Origin of the sequence: Sporocytophaga sp. (genome assembly GCF_017745095.1) — a bacterium.
Taxonomy (GTDB): Bacteria; Bacteroidota; Bacteroidia; order Cytophagales; family Cytophagaceae; genus Sporocytophaga.
This window is the reverse complement of record NZ_JAGHZZ010000019.1, coordinates 18,656-35,477: the sequence shown is the minus strand read 5'-3', so window position 1 is coordinate 35,477 and position 16,822 is coordinate 18,656. Positions and strand designations below refer to the sequence as shown.

Sequence of the window (16,822 nt, the reverse complement as noted above, 5' to 3'; positions counted from 1 at the left end):
CATTATTTCAGGAGAGTTTAATATTAACTATGATATTTATTGATTTTTTTAAAAAGTATTAGGATCTAGTGGCACTACATAAGGCATATTCCCTTTCATAAGCTTTTGAGCTTCCCTTTCTCTTCTTTGTTTTTCTTTAGCTTTCGCAATTTGCTTCAACTTTCTCTTTTCAGCTTTCCTCTCCAACCTTGATTTTGGAGCTGTTATTGCATCTTTGTCGGTTATCTTCTCTGGTGCGATAGTAGTTGTAGCTTTTTCCCCAGAAAGACTGTCATAGGCATTTACTTTAGGCACTTCCTGAACTTCTTTAAGGTCCCTAACAACATTGGGTAAAGAAGTATGGTTGGTATCTGAAATTATTATATGTTCATTGTTAATACCAAATTGCACAAAAGGTTCAACCCTTTTCACTGTAGGATTACTGTAATTCAGCCTCTGAACAGGAAGTCTTTTTTCTTTAGATAATTCCCCCTGTTGATGTAATTCATTAATCACTGAATGCTTTGTAATATTGACCTGTTCAGATTTCACTTCGGACTTTTTAACAAGTAATAATCCGGAGACAATTATTACAAGAGTTGAAGCTATTACATAATTGATACTGAAATAATTTTCTCTTCTTAATAAAGAACTTTCAATAGGCAATTTATCGGGAAGAGGCTCTCTTAAATAAGTTTTTGCAAAAGCTTCAAATTCCTCCATATATGAAGAATCCATCTGCACAAAGTCTAACACCTGGGCTTTTTCTTCAGCATTCAATGTACCTTCGTAATATTCGAAGATCCATTCTTCATAATTACTTTGGTCAATTGTTCTCATAATACTTATTTAAATCTTTTAACGACTCCTTCATCTTCTGCCTCGCTCTGAATAAATATACCTTTACCTGAGACTCTGACAGCTCAAGCATCTCCCCTATTTCATTGTAATTATACCCCTCAAGATCTCGTAAAATTATAATTGTCTTTTGCATCTGAGGAAGCAAATCCAGTGATTTATCTATGAGGCCTTTTAAATCAAATCCGTCATTGGGAACTACGAAAGGATCTATATTTGACAACCCTTCCATAGGGACAACCTTTGATGATTTTTTTAAATGGTTGAGCATAGTATTATGCGCAGTGGTGAACAGCCAATACTTTATCTTGTCAGGATTGACGTTAGTTCTCCACGTCCACAGCTTCAAATAACATTCCTGGACGATATCCTTAGCTTCGTCTTCGTCCTTTATGCATTTGAATACATACCTGAAAATATTTCTGGAATACTCCTTTACAGCAGTATTATATTCCCTAGTGCTAATCATTTAAATTCTCACGTATCAGATAAATCAGTCATAAGACAACCGACTCAACTCAAAAGTTACAGCTTATTTTAAAAATATTTTATGCAGATTATCGAACAAAATGACATACTATAAATCAAATACTTAACCCAACTAATTAAAAATTTCCCTTACATTGGTGCCTGAAAAATGCTAATTCATTAATTAAATCATTTATATATCTTTATGGAGGTAAAAATAAAAAAAATGAGCAAGGCTTCTAATTCTGAATATAGCATAGATGGCAGATTTTGGATAAACTCTGAAAAAGGCCCGTTTTTAGGCCGGGGACGTGTAGAACTCCTTAAAAAGGTAAAAGAACATGGTTCCATCTCAAAAGCCGCCGCATCCATGGAAATGGCCTATAAACAAGCCTGGCATCTGATCCAGTCAATGAATGAGAAGGCATCTTCTCCACTTGTAGAAAAGGTTATTGGTGGAAAAGGCGGCGGAGGTGCAATACTCACCAAAGAAGGTGAAAAGATGATAAAGTTATTTGAAGACCTTGAAAGTGATATTCAAGAGTTTCTTGACAAAAAATCTGCAAAATTAAAAATCTGAGTAAAATTATCTTTCCAAGATTATGCATCTTGGAAAGATAACTTAATCAAATCTTCGTCTAAAAACCCTATAGATTGATGGTAGCAGCTATGTAATAAAAAGCTCCAACAGACGGTCCACCGAGAAAAGTATAATAGTATTTATTAAATATATTAGTTCCTCCTAATTTGATATTTAAACATTCCCTCATAAGGTTATATTGAGCCTGAGCATCCACTGTTGAATAACTCGGTACAGTTCCAGTAGCAAGAGCTGACTGCCATAAAAAACCACTTTGGTTTCTGTAGTTAATATTAAATCCTAAAGATTTGTACATTCTAGGATTACCTAAAGAAATGTTATACATCCATTTTGGGGTATTAAATCCATCTTCCAGCCCGTCTTGCTGATCTCTTCTGTATAGTTTTGCAAAAGTCACATTTCCTCCTATCACAAAATTTTGTGGAAGTAAATAAGAAACTCCGGCTGTTCCACCATAATTGTAACTTACTGTTTTAGAATTGGTCCAAAGCCTGTATTTGTCTTGCTTCTTTTTATCATTGAGATAATAGGCAACACTGTCAGCATTGCTTGTCTTAGGCATATTGGCTTCCACCTGAGCCATGAGGTTGTTATATATATTGTAATAAAAATCCACATCAAACGTCAGAGTTTTGTTTAACACGCATGTTCTGTAACCAGCTTCGATACTAGAGACTTGTTCTGGTTGTAAATAAGTGTAAGTATTCTTTTTTAACAGGCCTTTATTCTTTTCAATAGCTGCCGCCTGAGTCAAACCATTTTTATTCACATCATTGGTAACAGCGGCTTGAAAAGCATCGATAGAACTTCTCAGGTAACTATTTTCAAAAATCCCATTAGACATCACTGGCAATCCGCCTACCCTTTTTACGCCACCACTATTGATATTTGAAAATGCTTCAAAAATACTTGGAAACCTGTATCCATTTTGATAAGAAACCCTGAAGTTATGATTTTGAACAGGCGTATATACAACTGCAAGTCTCGGATTAAACTTTGCTTTATAGTACTGGTTCTTATCAACTCTTAATACTGCGTTAATCTTTACTTTTTCATTAAATAGTAATTTGGTTGCCTGAACAAATCCACCTGTTTTCCAATAAGTCAGGTTCTGTCCGTTTTCAACAGGATTAATAAAATAGTTTCCGTCAGGAACAATGATATATTCCCTGAAGTCCAGGCCATAGTTGATGTTTATTTTATGCTTTCTTCTCAAGGAAGACCATAATTCGTCTGTAAGATTATGTTGAATTTCTGTATGCGCCAGGTATGCCTTTACTTTTAAAGCCGCTCCATAATCCCAATTATTGATATCTCTTAGCTTTGCTATCTGGTCTTTCATTTCTTTAGACCCTGGTTCAGGTCTGCCTTTATCTGCAAAATTCCTTGCATCACCCATGGCCTCCTGTACTGTCTTTCCAGCTGTGACGCTATTATTGTATTGAGTAGTAAAATCTTTATACCAGGCATCATCACTTTTAAAACTTCTCTCTACATTTTCTGCCATTGATCTTATGTTATATGATTCCCCTGTATTTTCAGTTGTAAGGTATGTTTTAAATCTTATACTCTTTGTCCCTGCAGTCAGCACATGTTGTTGAGTCAGATAATCGTCAAATCTGAATCTGTTTGTCCTTTGATAAACATTGTTCATATATGCAAATCGATATAGATAAGATACTTCGATTTTCTCATTAGGTCTGTAATAAAAGCTTGCATCGCCTTTTATGTTCTGAAGATTATAACTGGTAACGTCTTGTTCTGAATACCCTGTTCTGCTTACTACATATTGCTTGCCTCCCAAACTAATGGTTCTTCGATTAGAAGACTCATCACCATAATTATTAACTAGATCCTTACCAACGTTCTCTGCACCCAGAAGCCCCGTTGAGGTATTGGCTTTGGGATTTAGGTCGGTCATGGTGGTTGCATACCAGTCCGTTCCTTTCATAAAAGATCCATTAAATTTAACAGCGAACTGATTGTTCAGCTTCTTAGCCCATCTGAAACTTGATTCGTTGAAATATTTTAGATCAGTTTCCTTATCTCCTATATGATTAACTCCTGACCTTTGCTGAAAGCTGAATCCCTGAAAATTAAATGGATCTTTAGTTATAAAATTTGCGGCTCCGTTAATTGCGTTCATTCCATATACAGCAGATGCGGACCCAGGCACAATTTCTACCCTGTATATATCCAGCTCGTTTGGACCAAGGGAATTGGCAATCGGAGCGCCAATGTGTGGCGCCTGATTATCCACACCATCGACCATCTGCACGAATCTGACATTTGTTGTATTCGTAAACCCTCTTGCATTGATCACTTTAAATCCCAGACTGGGTGTAATCATTTGTATACCTTTTAAATTTCCAATGGCTTCAAAAAAGGTAGGCTGTCCGGAATTTCTTATTTCCATTAAATTTAGTTTTTCAATGCTAACTGGAGCTTGCAATAGCTTCTCTTCTGTCTTAGATGCCGTCACTATTATCTCCTGTAACTTCTGATGTCTTATGGTATCAGAAGAAGAAAGGGAATCGCTTTGACCTAATGCGTCTGCAACGACGAATAAAAAAATTCCTAAAATAAAATATTTCATATCGCTATTTATTTAAAAACATAGCGAAGGAAATAAAAAAATATTTACACACAAACTAAATTAAAAAGAATATTTTCTTCCCATCCCCCTTGATTCCGTAATGTACTAGCATGTCATAACTGGTTTAAAACTTAAATTAAGGATTAAAAAATTATCAATAATTAATGGAAAATGTCATAAAAAGCAGGGCACTCCCGATGGAAGTGCCCTGTTTCTCATCCTTCAAATGTGCTAGTCGTACACCTCCTCATCTGAAGGGATCAACGCACAAGGAAATATCACCCGCATAACTTTCACTCTGAAATTCCTTCTATCTCTTTCTTTCTTCCTTCTTTTCTCCTCCTGAAGTTCACTTTTCCAATAATCCACTTCTTTCACAATACCTTCCAGTTGATTTAAATTCTTTAATGAATTAAGCTTTTGATTTAAAATCTTTTCATCTATCTCCTTTAAAATGATATCCTCATATACTTTTGATTCTACATTTTCAACTTCAGAGAAATAAAGCTTATCACCTTTAAAACCCAGGCAAACCATTTTGTATTTCATTAGCTCATTAAGCTGCTCTTTAAAGAGGTCATTGTCCTGTTGCAGTCGCATAAAGCTATTAAGCTTATCTGCCAGCAGGTAGACATAGATCCTATCATACTGCTTATACTCATTTAACTTAACCGAAAATGGAAGATATTTAATTTCTGCTTTCTTTCCACCTGCAGAGTATTTGAATGTAGTCCTATTCACAGCGGCCTCCCAGACCAATCTATCTATATTTTTCCAACCATTAGATCGTATTGAAAAACCATAAACCTGTGTAGAGGCAAAAACTGGTTTGATAATTCCTAATTGCCTGCAGGCCTCAGTAAGATTAAGATCATATTCCTCTTGAAGATTCATAATTTCTCTTACCTTATCTTCACTCACATGAGTGGCTTTTTTCTTTTGAGCAATTCGTTCAAGTCTATTCTGTTCTTGTCTGATTGCCTCTTCAGTTTTAAATGCAGCTTCCGAGACTGCTTTAGCTTGAATTGAATAAAACTCACGAAGCTTCTCCATCTGACTGTTGCGTACATTTACCTTTCCTTCTTTTCTGGAAGCAAAATCAAGAAAAACTTTTTTCAACTCTCCGTTTAGCTGCTGAGCCGCCATTAGGTCAATTGCTGAAATTGGCTTATTCAGATTCTTTACATACAAGTCTAAAATTTTACTATCGCATGTTTTATGAATGAAAGGTATTCGCTCTTGAAACTCACGTGTAGCAATTAAAGTCTTCTGAAAACGATCATTCCAAATGGCCTTAATCTTGCCTGGGTTTATAGCTTGAACGTCATTAGTTACAAACCCAAGCTTGCTCCTTTGCTGATTGTTCTTATAAACCGGAGTTTCTTGATTGTCTCTGGCAACTGAAGTGTCCTCGGGAACGTACTCCTCCTTGGGTTCCAAATTATTTACCTTTACAAACAAACCTGCAAAAGAATAATAAAGACTGTCTGTAAATTTCTTATCCCTAACATTATATCCCCACTTTGCAAGAGAATCAAGGTATGCTGGAGGATAGAAATTGAGAGAATGAATATCAACTGGAGTTAAATAATTACTCAAAGGCTTGGGCTTAACCCAATTAATTTTACCATCATTCGTATGTACTCCATCGAACAATTGCATATCACCCCTTTTGTTATTTGTAGGTACTTCCGCATAAATATTCTTTAACGAATCAATTTTTAATTCTTGGCCATTATGCCTGGCGCTGATAAAAAACATACCTGCACTTTCCAGTAAAGCACCATCCGTCGTACTTGTCAGTCCGCTTTTCATGATAGACGCTGCATCCATAGCTTCTTTAAACGTCAATTGAATTTCACCTTTTATTGGCTTGCCATTCTCATTAATAAAGCATGATGCGGGAATTGAAAGTACTGTACCTGCGTTTGTCTGTATTACAGTATCCTTTTCAGAATTTAATGTGAATAATTGTAATTGAAGAGATTGACCTGCTTCAGATAAATCCTTTTTAATATTCTCATCAACCTTTTCAACTTCTTGTGGTGATAGTTCTATTATTGGCAGAGAATGATTTTCTTCAGTCTTTATATCTTTAGAATCAAACACCTTCTCTTTATGCGGATGGGATGAATGAGTATGATGTTTACTTGACCTAAAAATAGCCACGGCCAGGACAACTGCTATTATTCCAAGACTAATCAGCCCTGCTTTAATCAGTACTTTTGTCAGTTTAAAACGATGGTATGCTTTTGAAACTTTCTGCTTTAATACAAGACCTTCAACGCCATTCATTACTTCCCTTTGAAGTTCCACGCTTTCTTGAAGGCCAGGATCTTCTGATATCATCTTTTCAAACTGTAATTTCTCAGTTTCACTAAGCTTGTCCGACAGATATCGATCTATCTTCTCTGTTATTTCATATATCTTGCTCATCAGATTTATATTTTCAAGCTTAAATTATATACCTACCTTCTTTAGTTCTTTTAGCCTCTTCTTTGCAGCTTCCAGACATTTGTATTTCTGATTTTTAGCTGTATTTTCGGAACTGTAGCCCATCTTGGATGCAATATCCTTTAGTTTCATTGCTTCCATATAGAAAAGCATTAATAATTCTTTACAGCGCCCCCCCAGATCATTTATAATTTTCTCTGAAGTACTAAGATCACTCTCCTGTTCTTTCATTTCTGCCCACATACTTTCTTCATTATCTTCATTTGCATCAATCATATCAGAGAAATCCTGCCTTCCATTTTTTATCAAAGCGTCCTTCCATAGAAACCGACAAACACTGTATAAATAGGTACTTAGCTTAGCAGTAAGCCTGAATTCAGTGTATCTTACTTTTTTATATAAAATGATAAGAGCCTCCTGGAAGACATCCTCTGCATCTTCCAATTTGCCACCTTTAGAAATGATCATTTTCCTGATCATTGGAAAATACTTATATAAGGCTCGAAAAGCTTTATCCTCTTTGTTAGTTTTAATCAACTCAATAATAAGCTCGTCACTCATGATTATTGTTTTTTTACTATTAATGGAAGATCGGATAAAAGGTCACCTCTGAAAAATTATTTTTTTTCCAATATGATATACCTAAATTACCGAAAATAAAATTTTACCACATACCTTATTGATTATCAATACCCATAACCAAATATGAGTAATAATATTTTATTGAGGAAATTTCAGATTTCAGATAGAGACAGATTATCAGAGCTAGCCAACAATAAAAATATATGGGACAATGTCCGGGATTATTTTCCTTATCCATATACTGTACAAAACGCAATGGAGTTCATTAATTTCTGTATATCTCAGAAACCCTATCTTACATTTGCAATAGAGTATAGAGGAGAATTAGCCGGATGCATAGGATTAGTCCCACAGGATGATGTTCACAGGATATCAGCTGAACTTGGTTATTGGATAGGTGAACCATATTGGGGAAAAGGCATTGCAACGGAAGCTGTACATCTCATTACAGATTATGGATTTAATCAATTAAACCTGATTCGTATATATAGTGGTATATTTGATTTTAATAAAGCTTCTCAAAAAGTACTTGAAAAAGCAGGATTCAAATTTGAATGTATATTCGAAAAATCTGCCATTAAGAATGATGTTATATGTGATGAATATAGGTATAGTAAAGTTAAAAGCTGAAAGCTTAAAGTAGAAAGTTGATAACTCCCCACTATTGCCTTCAGAGAAAAAGATTAAGAGGCAATTTAGTTGCTTGATTTGAATTCTAAATATATAATCCTTAAAGTTGAATTTAATAATTTTCTAATACCTCTGTTTCTTCCTTCTTAAATTCTTTGAGAGACTTAATCGTCAGCATTAGAATTGCTATTTTGGGAAGTATCATAATAAGTTGAATAATTTCGGATATCACATTAAACGAAATAAGCTCTGGATACTGAGTTGTAATCATAGCAAACATCACAGGATAAGTGAGCATTACAACTAATGAAACAAGAAAAGTAATTCCGATAAATTTAAATTCCGAAGAATAAACTCCTTTTTTCTTAATAAGAAAAGATATCAGAATAACCATCAATATTAAACCTGGTATATAAATCAAAATGCTGTTAGCAGGAAGAGCGATAATGGGATAAAAATAAGCAAGCCTTTGTATAACCAGTGATAATATTAAACCATAAACTGGGAATCTGAGCATTTTTTTTTCATTTATTCTACTTTCTATCCAAATAAGAAAATATAATGAAAAAGAATAGGCCGCAAGATCTATAATAGACAGTATTATTTCGAAATAATTGGAATCCGCTACTTCCGGATCAAAAATTTTTATAGTATGCCATAATAAATAAATGACAATATCAACTATCATAGCACTAATAAAAATGTGTTGTGGTTTTACATTATTTCTTTCCAATACCTCCTTCATACCTTATCTGTTGTGTTATTGAATCTATATAAAAGTTATTAGCTCTACCTTCTGTTTTGAAAACGACCTTGACTTCATGCGCTCTTTGATTGCCATCATATGACTCAATCAGGTCCAGCCTCAGAGCTTCTGACCCTAACGGCCTATCACGGTTTATAGTTCTGATATTTTTTAAGGTTTGGTCAAAAAGATAATAATTCTCAGAACGGCTGTCGTAGCGTATGGGAACAATATAACCTAAAACATTATAATATCCCTGGTAATTGAATTTCTTTAAAACCTTTCCAAAATTATTCATCAAAATAGCATTGGGAAGTTTGGTTGTATCATTAAACTGTTCGATTACTAATATAATACTATCATTAATGAGTTTAGTACACACAAGCCCAACATCTTCTTTGTCAAGATTAACAATCTTCCCATTAGTATTAATTATACTTCTGCAAGTAAGAATGAAATCTTTAGATGGTGATACTTCAATAGTTCCATCACAATCTCCACCACCAAACCAATTGTTTACAAAGTTCTTTATTATATTCCCTTTTCGGTCTAACATAAAAAAACATTCAAGACCTATATCACTGTCAGGAACCCAAAATTCTAGAGTAAATAAAAATGAATCAAACTTTGACAAATATCCTTTGAATTTGGGCATATTAGCACCACTTTCTACCACTATAGATTTATCATAGCTATCTCCACCAAACTCCTTTTTCAGAAATTTCTTTGAGAATATTGTATGCCTATTTGAATCTTTTAGCGAAACTGTATAGTAAGCATTATATCCTCTGAAAATATCTTTATAGTTTTTACCATTACTAGAATAAACATCAATCTGTGTAAGCGTTTCAGAAGTATCAATAACTGAAGAATATGTTAATACATATGGCTCGTTATTAATTAACAAAGTCGTATCCTTAGTTTCTTTAGAAAGACTGAAACACTGAAGGCAACGACCGTCATGTTCTGATATGATTGAATCATTTATTATTGTAGTTAAAGGTTCTTTCCCCTTTTTTGATTCCTGACAGGCTATCACTAAAAAAGTGATAAATAGGAGCATTAAAAATTTCCTCATAATTCGTCTTAAGTCAATGTAACTGACTTATAAACCTTTAATACGGCATAGTTTGATGAAGGATTACAGATCTATAAAGTTACGTATTTCCCCAAAAATTTCTCCACAAATTTAATCCAGATCAACAGCCATAAGACTTATCCATTTTTTTTGTAAATTCGTATTATTATTTCAGCATCAATAGTTTTAATGAAAAGTTTCAAATTTTTCCTGCCAATAATATTTTGTTTGGTTACTTCCAGCTGCTGGTTTAGTGATGCAATTGAAAGGTTACAAAACAAAACGAAACAATTGGAAGAAATAACGACCTCAGCTTGTAATTGTGACAAAGTCATGTTAACCGGATACTCCGAAGATGCCTTTAGATCATATGCTTCATTAGAAATTATCGGAGCTGATTTTTCTAAGCACACTCCAAAAGAAATTGCATCTCAAATTAATGATTCTCTCAAATCAAAAATGAAAGATTTTTGTGACATCGACAGAGTACAATTAATTTTTACAAATAAAAACAAACAAAAATCATTTATAATTAGATACTGCAAAATTGACGATTAACCATATGAAATCTCTCGAAGAAATTACTGTCGAAAAAACAATCTCTCATATGGAGAGTGGCAAAGACGGAATAGCAAGAAAAATTACAAGAACTTACAAGAATAAAGTTGAGGTAAGAACCATCAATGCTGGATTAAGGTTTGTTCATTTAATTACTGATTATTTTGTACTTATAATTATTGGTTACCTGATAGCCGCAATACCAGCAATCAATGAAGCTATCTTAGCGCTCACAAACCTTATCATCATACTTTCCTACCCTCTATTAAATTGCCTTTTTGAATATTATTTTCAACAAACACCTGGCAAAATGATTACAGGGTACATTGTAATAAACAAATTTGCTCAAAAACCAGATTTTAGAACCTGCTTGCTGAGAGCTTTAATCAGATATGTCCCATTTGAAGCATTTTCCTGTCTCGGCTCTCCAAGCAGAGGTTGGCATGACAAATGGAGTGATACATACGTTGTAGCAAAAGATTATGCAGAAAAACTAAAAAGACTTGTAGAAAAAGAGAATGCAGTAACAGAAGCAGAAACAACAAACGATACTTCAACTATTTAATTCACAATAAATTCAATTAAAAATTCTGATTTAAATAAACTAATGAATTCCGACGATTACTCAGTATTCCGCAATTTCACTAATATAGAGCAGGCCAGAGACTTTGCTGATGTTCTTAAAGAAATTGGTATTGAAGCCGAACTAATACACAACAATCAACCTCTTGAAGGAACACTCTATAGTGGAGATGTACTCATTTCTAATTCTGTACAACTAAAAATACATCAGAAGGATTTTGCTAAAGCCAATGCATTTCTGGACAAAGAGGCTGATAATCTGACTACAGAGATTGAAGATTCACACTATTTGCACAGCTTTTCAGATGAAGAACTTTATGAGATATTAATGAAGCCTGATGAGTGGAGTAATATTGACTATAAAATTGCTCACAAACTATTGATACAAAGAGGAAAGCAATTTGATCCTGAACTTTTAAATGCATTAAGAAAACAAAGGATTGAGGACCTTGCCAAACCGGAGGCAAGTCAGAAGGCTTGGATTCTATTTGCTTATATAATGACCATACTAGGCGGACTTTCAGGAATTTTTATAGGCTGGCATATAATAACTTATAAAAAATCTCTCCCAAACGGCCAAAAAATATATGCTTATTCAGAGAACGACCGAAAACATGGGAAGACTATATTTATTATAGGACTTATCATTTTCCCAATCACCTTTATTTTTTCCCTTTATCAAAAATTTAAAGAAATCTAAAACAGATGATTTCAGAGCTAAATCTCTTGCATCATCTGAATCTATCCTGTATTCCTACAAATTGATTTAATCAATTATTTCTAATAATAATACAACGACCTATTACATTTTAAACTATTTAAATATTTTCCCATTCGAATAGTACAAATGAAGAAAATCTTTTCGTTATATTGGCCAAGGTATGTGGAAAAAAGCACTGACATATATACTTTTATTATGCTTCCTTAATACTGCATTTTTGCCTGGCGAAAATGAAGATGATACTCCATTTAATGAAGTTGAAGAAGTTGAAGAAGAATATAACAGTGTTGTTGAGCTGGTTAAAGAGGTATATATGGAAATTCCCGATGATACCCCTGAAGACGAGGATGACGACAATCCGGACTGGCTCAAGAAGACCAATGATTTTTATTATTGCCAGATTATAGATATTTCTATAGAACAATTCATTTTAATTGAGGACCCTAAATCACCCTTAATTATAAGGCCTTATTCTTCATTTTTAGAACACTCATCACCTCCGCCTAAACAGGCATAATCCATTCTATAATTCAACAAGTTCATTGCTGTTCGCAGCTATGGTACTTGCATGTTTATTATTTACTAAATGATATTTCATTTAGTCAGAATTCTATTGAAGAAAATTCTGCTTGAAATATCCCATTCTTTTTAAAAACTTATATATGAAAAAATATACAGGCAAGGCATGTATGCTTTTGTGCATACTCATAATGTCTTGCTCTTCACATAAAGAAAACCAAACCAGAATAGAGACTTTTCCAGTAACAAGTCCCGTTATCTTGGACACTTCATATACCAAGGAATATGTTGCCGACCTGCATGCGATAAAAAATGTCGAAATAAGAGCAAGAGTATATGGTGAAATTAAAAAGATCCACATAGATGAAGGACAGGGTGTAAGACAGGGGCAGCTGCTGTTTAGCATAGAAGATTATTCATACAGAGAAGAACTTTCCAAAGCTAATTCTCAGCTAAAAAATGCGGTAGCAGAAGCTAAATCTGCTGAGCTTGATTTAATAAACACCAAAGCTCTCCTTGAAAAAAATATTGTCTCTCCAACAGAAGTAGCTAGAGCCGAAGCTAAGCTGGAGGCTCTTAATGCAAAAATCGATGAAGCCAGGTCTCAGACAGCAAATGCAAGTCTGAAATTATCATTTACACAAATCAAAGCTCCGTTTGATGGCATTATTGACAGGATACCTTTGAAAATGGGAAGCCTTGTTAACGAAGGCACATTACTTACTACCATATCTGACAACAAAGAAGTTTTCGCATATTTTAATGTCTCAGAAAATGAATATCTGAATTTTGTAACACATACAAAGCAACAGGCCGAGACTAAAGAGGTAAGCTTACTTCTTGCCAATTCAACAGAGCATCCATACAAAGGTAAGATTGAAACCATTGAGGGAGAGTTTGACAAAGCAACGGGAAACATTTCTTTCAGAGCACGATTTCCAAACCCTGATAAGATACTTAAGCATGGAGCTAGTGGCAAAGTCCTTCTGAAGACTAACCTTAGCAAGGTGATGATCATTCCTCAGAAATCTACTTTTGATGTACAGGACAGAACCTTTGTTTTCCTTGTCGATCAGAACAATGAGGTTAAGATGCAAAACATCATACCCAAACTAAGACTTCCTCATTTATATGTGATTGAATCCGGCCTTACTCCCAAAGACAAAATAGTCTATGAAGGATTACAACGGGTCCGTGAAGGAGATAAAATCATACCGGAACCGGCTTCTATTGCTCCAAATGAAGGTACTACAGTGATAAATTAATACAGGCTTTTTAATTATATAAAAAATTATGATTTCAAGATTTATACACAGGCCTGTGTTATCAATAGTGATATCCCTTATCATCACCTTAATGGGATTACTATCACTGACTCAGTTGCCTATGACGCAATTTCCAAGCATTGCGCCACCCGAGGTAAACGTGACTATTGAATATACAGGTGCCAATGCAGAAACAGTTACCAAAGCAGCTATTGTACCTCTGGAAAGAGCTATTAATGGTGTTCCAGGGATGAAATACATGTCTTCAGACGCAGGAAACGACGGTGTAGGTGTTGTTCAGATCATTTTTGAAGTTGGTACAGATCCGGACATTGCTGCTGTAAATGTGCAAAACAGAGTTTCTGCGGTAATGGGAGAACTGCCTTCAGAGGTTATAAAAAACGGTGTCAAAATAGCGAAGGAAGAAAACAGCATGCTCATGTACCTCAATATTTTCAGCACCGACTCTAGCTTTCAGGAGAAATTCATTTACAACTTTACAGATATCAATATTCTGGCTGAATTAAAACGTATTCAAGGAGTAGGCTATGCAGATATTCTTGGTGCCAAAGAATATTCCATGAGAATATGGCTCAAGCCTGACAAGATGCTGGCTTATAATATTGATACAGATGATATCATTCAGGTTTTGCAGAAACAAAACATCGAAGCAGCTCCCGGTAAAATAGGCGAAAGCTCTGATAAGTCAGCTCAGGCTCTGCAATACATAGTAAAGTATACCGGAAGATACAATACTGAAGAACAGTATGCCAATATTCCCATAAGAGCTAACTCGGACGGACAAATACTTCGCATAAAAGATGTTGCAGATGTTGAGTTCGGAACAACTTACTTTGATGTGGAATCAAAGCTTAATGGCAAACCCTCTGCATCTTTAATGCTTAAACAATTGCCAGGATCCAACGCCAGTGAGGTGATCAAAAATGTGAAAATCCGAATGGAGGAACTCAAGCAATCTACATTCCTGAAAGGAATGGATTATGAGATCAGTTATGATGTATCAAGATTTCTTGATGCATCTGTTCATGAAGTGATCAAAACTTTAATTGAAGCATTCATACTTGTATCTCTTGTTGTCTTCATATTTCTTCAGGATTTCCGGTCTACTATAATTCCAGCCATAACAGTTCCTGTATCATTGATAGGCACATTCTTTTTCATGAAGTTATTCGGTTTCTCACTTAACCTTATTACACTATTTGCATTGGTACTGGCTATTGGAGTTGTTATTGATGATGCGATCGTTGTTGTGGAAGCTGTACATGCCAAACTGGAGACCGGAAAATACACTATTCAGAAAGCTACTGAAAGAGCGATGAAAGAAATCAGCGGGGCAGTACTTGCCATTACACTCGTCATGTCAGCTGTATTCATTCCTACCTCTTTCATGACGGGTCCTGTCGGTATCTTTTATAAGCAGTTTTCCTTAACGATGGCTATTGCCATTATTCTTTCAGGCATCGGAGCACTTACCCTTACCCCTGCTCTTTGTGTACTATTCCTGAAACCCGTGCATCACGATGAACCCAAAAATAATTTCTTAGGAAGATTTTTCAGAATATTTAATTTTTGGTATGACAATATTTCTGCAAGGTATCAAAAACTATTAAGCATCATAGCTAACAGAAAAGTTGTAACTTTCGCAGTATTGCTCGCATTCTCAGCTGGCACAGGACTTTTAAGCACCACACTCCCTTCCGGTTTTATTCCTGAAGAAGACCAGGGGATGTTCTATGCAAGTATTACAACACCTTCCGGTTCTACATTGGAAAGAACCAAGGCTATTGTGAATGAAATACAAAGATCTTGCAAAGACATCAACTCAATTGAATCCGTATCATCACTGGCAGGAACAAATGTACTCTCAGACGGCACGGGTGCTACATTCGGAACTTGCCTGATTAATTTAAAACCATGGGATAAAAGAGAAGAATCTGTTGATGAAATCATTGAACTTGTTTCAGAAAAGACAGCGCATATCAAAGATGCGAAGATTGAATTCTTTCCCCCTCCTGCTGTGCCCGGATACGGAAATGCTAGCGGATATGAGCTCAGACTTTTGGATAAGACGGGCACAGGTGATATTAAAAAGATGGAAGGAGTTGTAAATCAATTCATGGAAGATCTGAGAGCCCGGCCGGAAATTGCTACAGCCTTCACCATTTTCGATGCCAGCTATCCTCAATATCTATTGCATGTCGATCATGACAAAGCTGCACAGAAAGGTGTTACAGTTGGTGATGCAATGGCCACATTACAGACCCTGCTTGGTAGCGAATATGCTACCAACTTTATCAAATTCGGACAAATGTACAAAGTTATGGTTCAGGCCTTACCAGAATACAGAGCAGATCCGGATGACATTTTAAAGCTTACTGTGAAAAATGACCAGGATGAAATGGTGCCTTTGTCCGCATTTGTAACTCTAGAGAAAGTTTTCGGGGTGGAGCAGCTCACCCGATACAACATGTTCCCTTCCGCAGAGCTAAATGGTGAAGCAGCAGAAGGCTATAGCAGCGGCAGCGCGATTAAGGCAATACAGCAAGTAGCAGAAACAAAACTACCAAAGGGATATGGCATTGACTGGGCTGGGATCTCACGTGATGAAGTGATGTCGGGGAATCAGACCATTTATATATTTATGATCTGTCTACTTTTTGTATATCTGCTCCTTTCTGCTCAATACGAAAGTTTCATATTACCATTATCAGTTATCTTATCACTTCCAGTTGGAGTATTTGGAGCATTTTTCATGCTGGCAATATTGGGACTTGAAAACAACATTTATGCCCAAATCTCCATGGTGATGCTTATCGGCTTATTGGGTAAGAATGCCATTCTGATAGTTGAATTTGCAATACAAAAACAGAAAGAAGGGAAAACGCCTTTGCAAGCCGCTATAGAAGGTTCTCAGATAAGATTAAGGCCCATACTAATGACTTCATTTGCATTCGTTGCCGGGCTTATTCCGCTTATGTTTGCCAGCGGAGCCGGAGAAGTAGGTAACAGGACCATAGGTTCTGCGGCAGCTGGAGGAATGCTTTTCGGAACAGTATTCGGCTTAATCATTATCCCGGGTTTATATGTCTTCTTTGCAACAATAGTAGAAAAGAGAGAAAAGAAAGCTATGAAAGAACAATTTTCATTAACTGAGTCAATTTAAAC

15 protein-coding genes are annotated in these 16,822 nt (G+C 35.4%); 8 read left to right on the top strand and 7 right to left on the bottom strand.

The window, feature by feature from the left end:
- Positions 1–48: 48 nt before the first annotated feature.
- Positions 49–819 (bottom strand): hypothetical protein, encoded by a 771-nt coding sequence (locus J7604_RS21270; protein WP_293900521.1) that lies wholly within the window; start codon positions 817–819, stop codon positions 49–51.
- Positions 806–1,306 carry an RNA polymerase sigma factor gene (locus tag J7604_RS21265; RefSeq protein ID WP_293900518.1) on the bottom strand — a complete coding sequence of 167 codons (501 nt, stop codon included), beginning with the start codon at positions 1,304–1,306 and terminating at the stop codon, positions 806–808. Before J7604_RS21265 ends, J7604_RS21270 begins: the two co-directional genes overlap by 14 nt.
- Positions 1,307–1,531: 225 nt before the next feature.
- Here J7604_RS21265 and J7604_RS21260 point away from each other — a divergent pair, with 225 nt between their 5' ends.
- Positions 1,532–1,885: a LysR family transcriptional regulator gene (locus J7604_RS21260; protein WP_293900515.1), complete on the top strand. Its 354-nt coding sequence runs from the start codon at positions 1,532–1,534 to the stop codon at positions 1,883–1,885.
- 67 nt (positions 1,886–1,952) lie between these two features.
- Here J7604_RS21260 and J7604_RS21255 read toward each other — a convergent pair whose 3' ends face one another.
- From J7604_RS21255 to J7604_RS21245, 3 genes are all read right to left on the bottom strand, one after another.
- Complete coding sequence (locus tag J7604_RS21255; RefSeq protein ID WP_293900512.1) at positions 1,953–4,502, bottom strand: TonB-dependent receptor; 2,550 nt, start codon at positions 4,500–4,502, stop codon at positions 1,953–1,955.
- A gap of 231 nt (positions 4,503–4,733) precedes the next feature.
- Positions 4,734–6,938 (bottom strand): hypothetical protein, encoded by a 2,205-nt coding sequence (locus J7604_RS21250; protein WP_293900509.1) that lies wholly within the window; start codon positions 6,936–6,938, stop codon positions 4,734–4,736.
- A gap of 24 nt (positions 6,939–6,962) precedes the next feature.
- A complete protein-coding gene (locus J7604_RS21245) occupies positions 6,963–7,517 on the bottom strand; it encodes a sigma-70 family RNA polymerase sigma factor (protein WP_293900506.1) in 555 nt (184 codons plus the stop codon).
- A gap of 144 nt (positions 7,518–7,661) precedes the next feature.
- On the opposite strand from J7604_RS21245, the gene J7604_RS21240 reads away from it, so the two are divergent.
- Complete coding sequence (locus J7604_RS21240; RefSeq protein ID WP_293900503.1) at positions 7,662–8,168, top strand: GNAT family N-acetyltransferase; 507 nt, start codon at positions 7,662–7,664, stop codon at positions 8,166–8,168.
- Between the two features lie 112 nt (positions 8,169–8,280).
- On the opposite strand, the gene J7604_RS21235 is transcribed toward J7604_RS21240, so the two are convergent.
- Both J7604_RS21235 and J7604_RS21230 read right to left on the bottom strand, forming a co-directional pair.
- Positions 8,281–8,913, bottom strand: a complete 633-nt coding sequence (locus J7604_RS21235; protein ID WP_293900500.1) for a hypothetical protein — start codon at positions 8,911–8,913, stop codon at positions 8,281–8,283.
- Positions 8,888–9,991 carry a hypothetical protein gene (locus J7604_RS21230; protein ID WP_293900497.1) on the bottom strand — a complete coding sequence of 368 codons (1,104 nt, stop codon included), beginning with the start codon at positions 9,989–9,991 and terminating at the stop codon, positions 8,888–8,890. Before J7604_RS21230 ends, J7604_RS21235 begins: the two co-directional genes overlap by 26 nt.
- 189 nt (positions 9,992–10,180) lie before the next feature.
- On the opposite strand from J7604_RS21230, the gene J7604_RS21225 reads away from it, so the two are divergent.
- From J7604_RS21225 to J7604_RS21200, 6 genes are all read left to right on the top strand, one after another.
- Positions 10,181–10,549 (top strand): hypothetical protein, encoded by a 369-nt coding sequence (locus J7604_RS21225; protein ID WP_293900494.1) that lies wholly within the window; start codon positions 10,181–10,183, stop codon positions 10,547–10,549.
- Positions 10,550–10,553: 4 nt separating this feature from the next.
- The gene (locus J7604_RS21220) at positions 10,554–11,114 is read left to right on the top strand and encodes an RDD family protein (RefSeq protein ID WP_293900491.1); all 561 of its coding nucleotides are present in this window, start codon (positions 10,554–10,556) and stop codon (positions 11,112–11,114) included.
- Between the two features lie 42 nt (positions 11,115–11,156).
- Entirely contained in the window at positions 11,157–11,831 is a 675-nt protein-coding gene (locus J7604_RS21215) for a hypothetical protein (RefSeq protein ID WP_293900488.1), read from the top strand.
- A gap of 181 nt (positions 11,832–12,012) precedes the next feature.
- On the top strand, positions 12,013–12,369 hold the full coding sequence (locus tag J7604_RS21210) for a hypothetical protein (RefSeq protein ID WP_293900485.1): 357 nt from the start codon (positions 12,013–12,015) through the stop codon (positions 12,367–12,369).
- A 145-nt stretch (positions 12,370–12,514) separates the two neighbouring features.
- The gene (locus J7604_RS21205) at positions 12,515–13,636 is read left to right on the top strand and encodes an efflux RND transporter periplasmic adaptor subunit (protein ID WP_293900482.1); all 1,122 of its coding nucleotides are present in this window, start codon (positions 12,515–12,517) and stop codon (positions 13,634–13,636) included.
- Positions 13,637–13,664: 28 nt separating this feature from the next.
- Positions 13,665–16,820, top strand: coding sequence for an efflux RND transporter permease subunit (locus J7604_RS21200; protein WP_293900479.1), 3,156 nt, complete (start codon positions 13,665–13,667; stop codon positions 16,818–16,820).
- Positions 16,821–16,822: the final 2 nt, after the last annotated feature.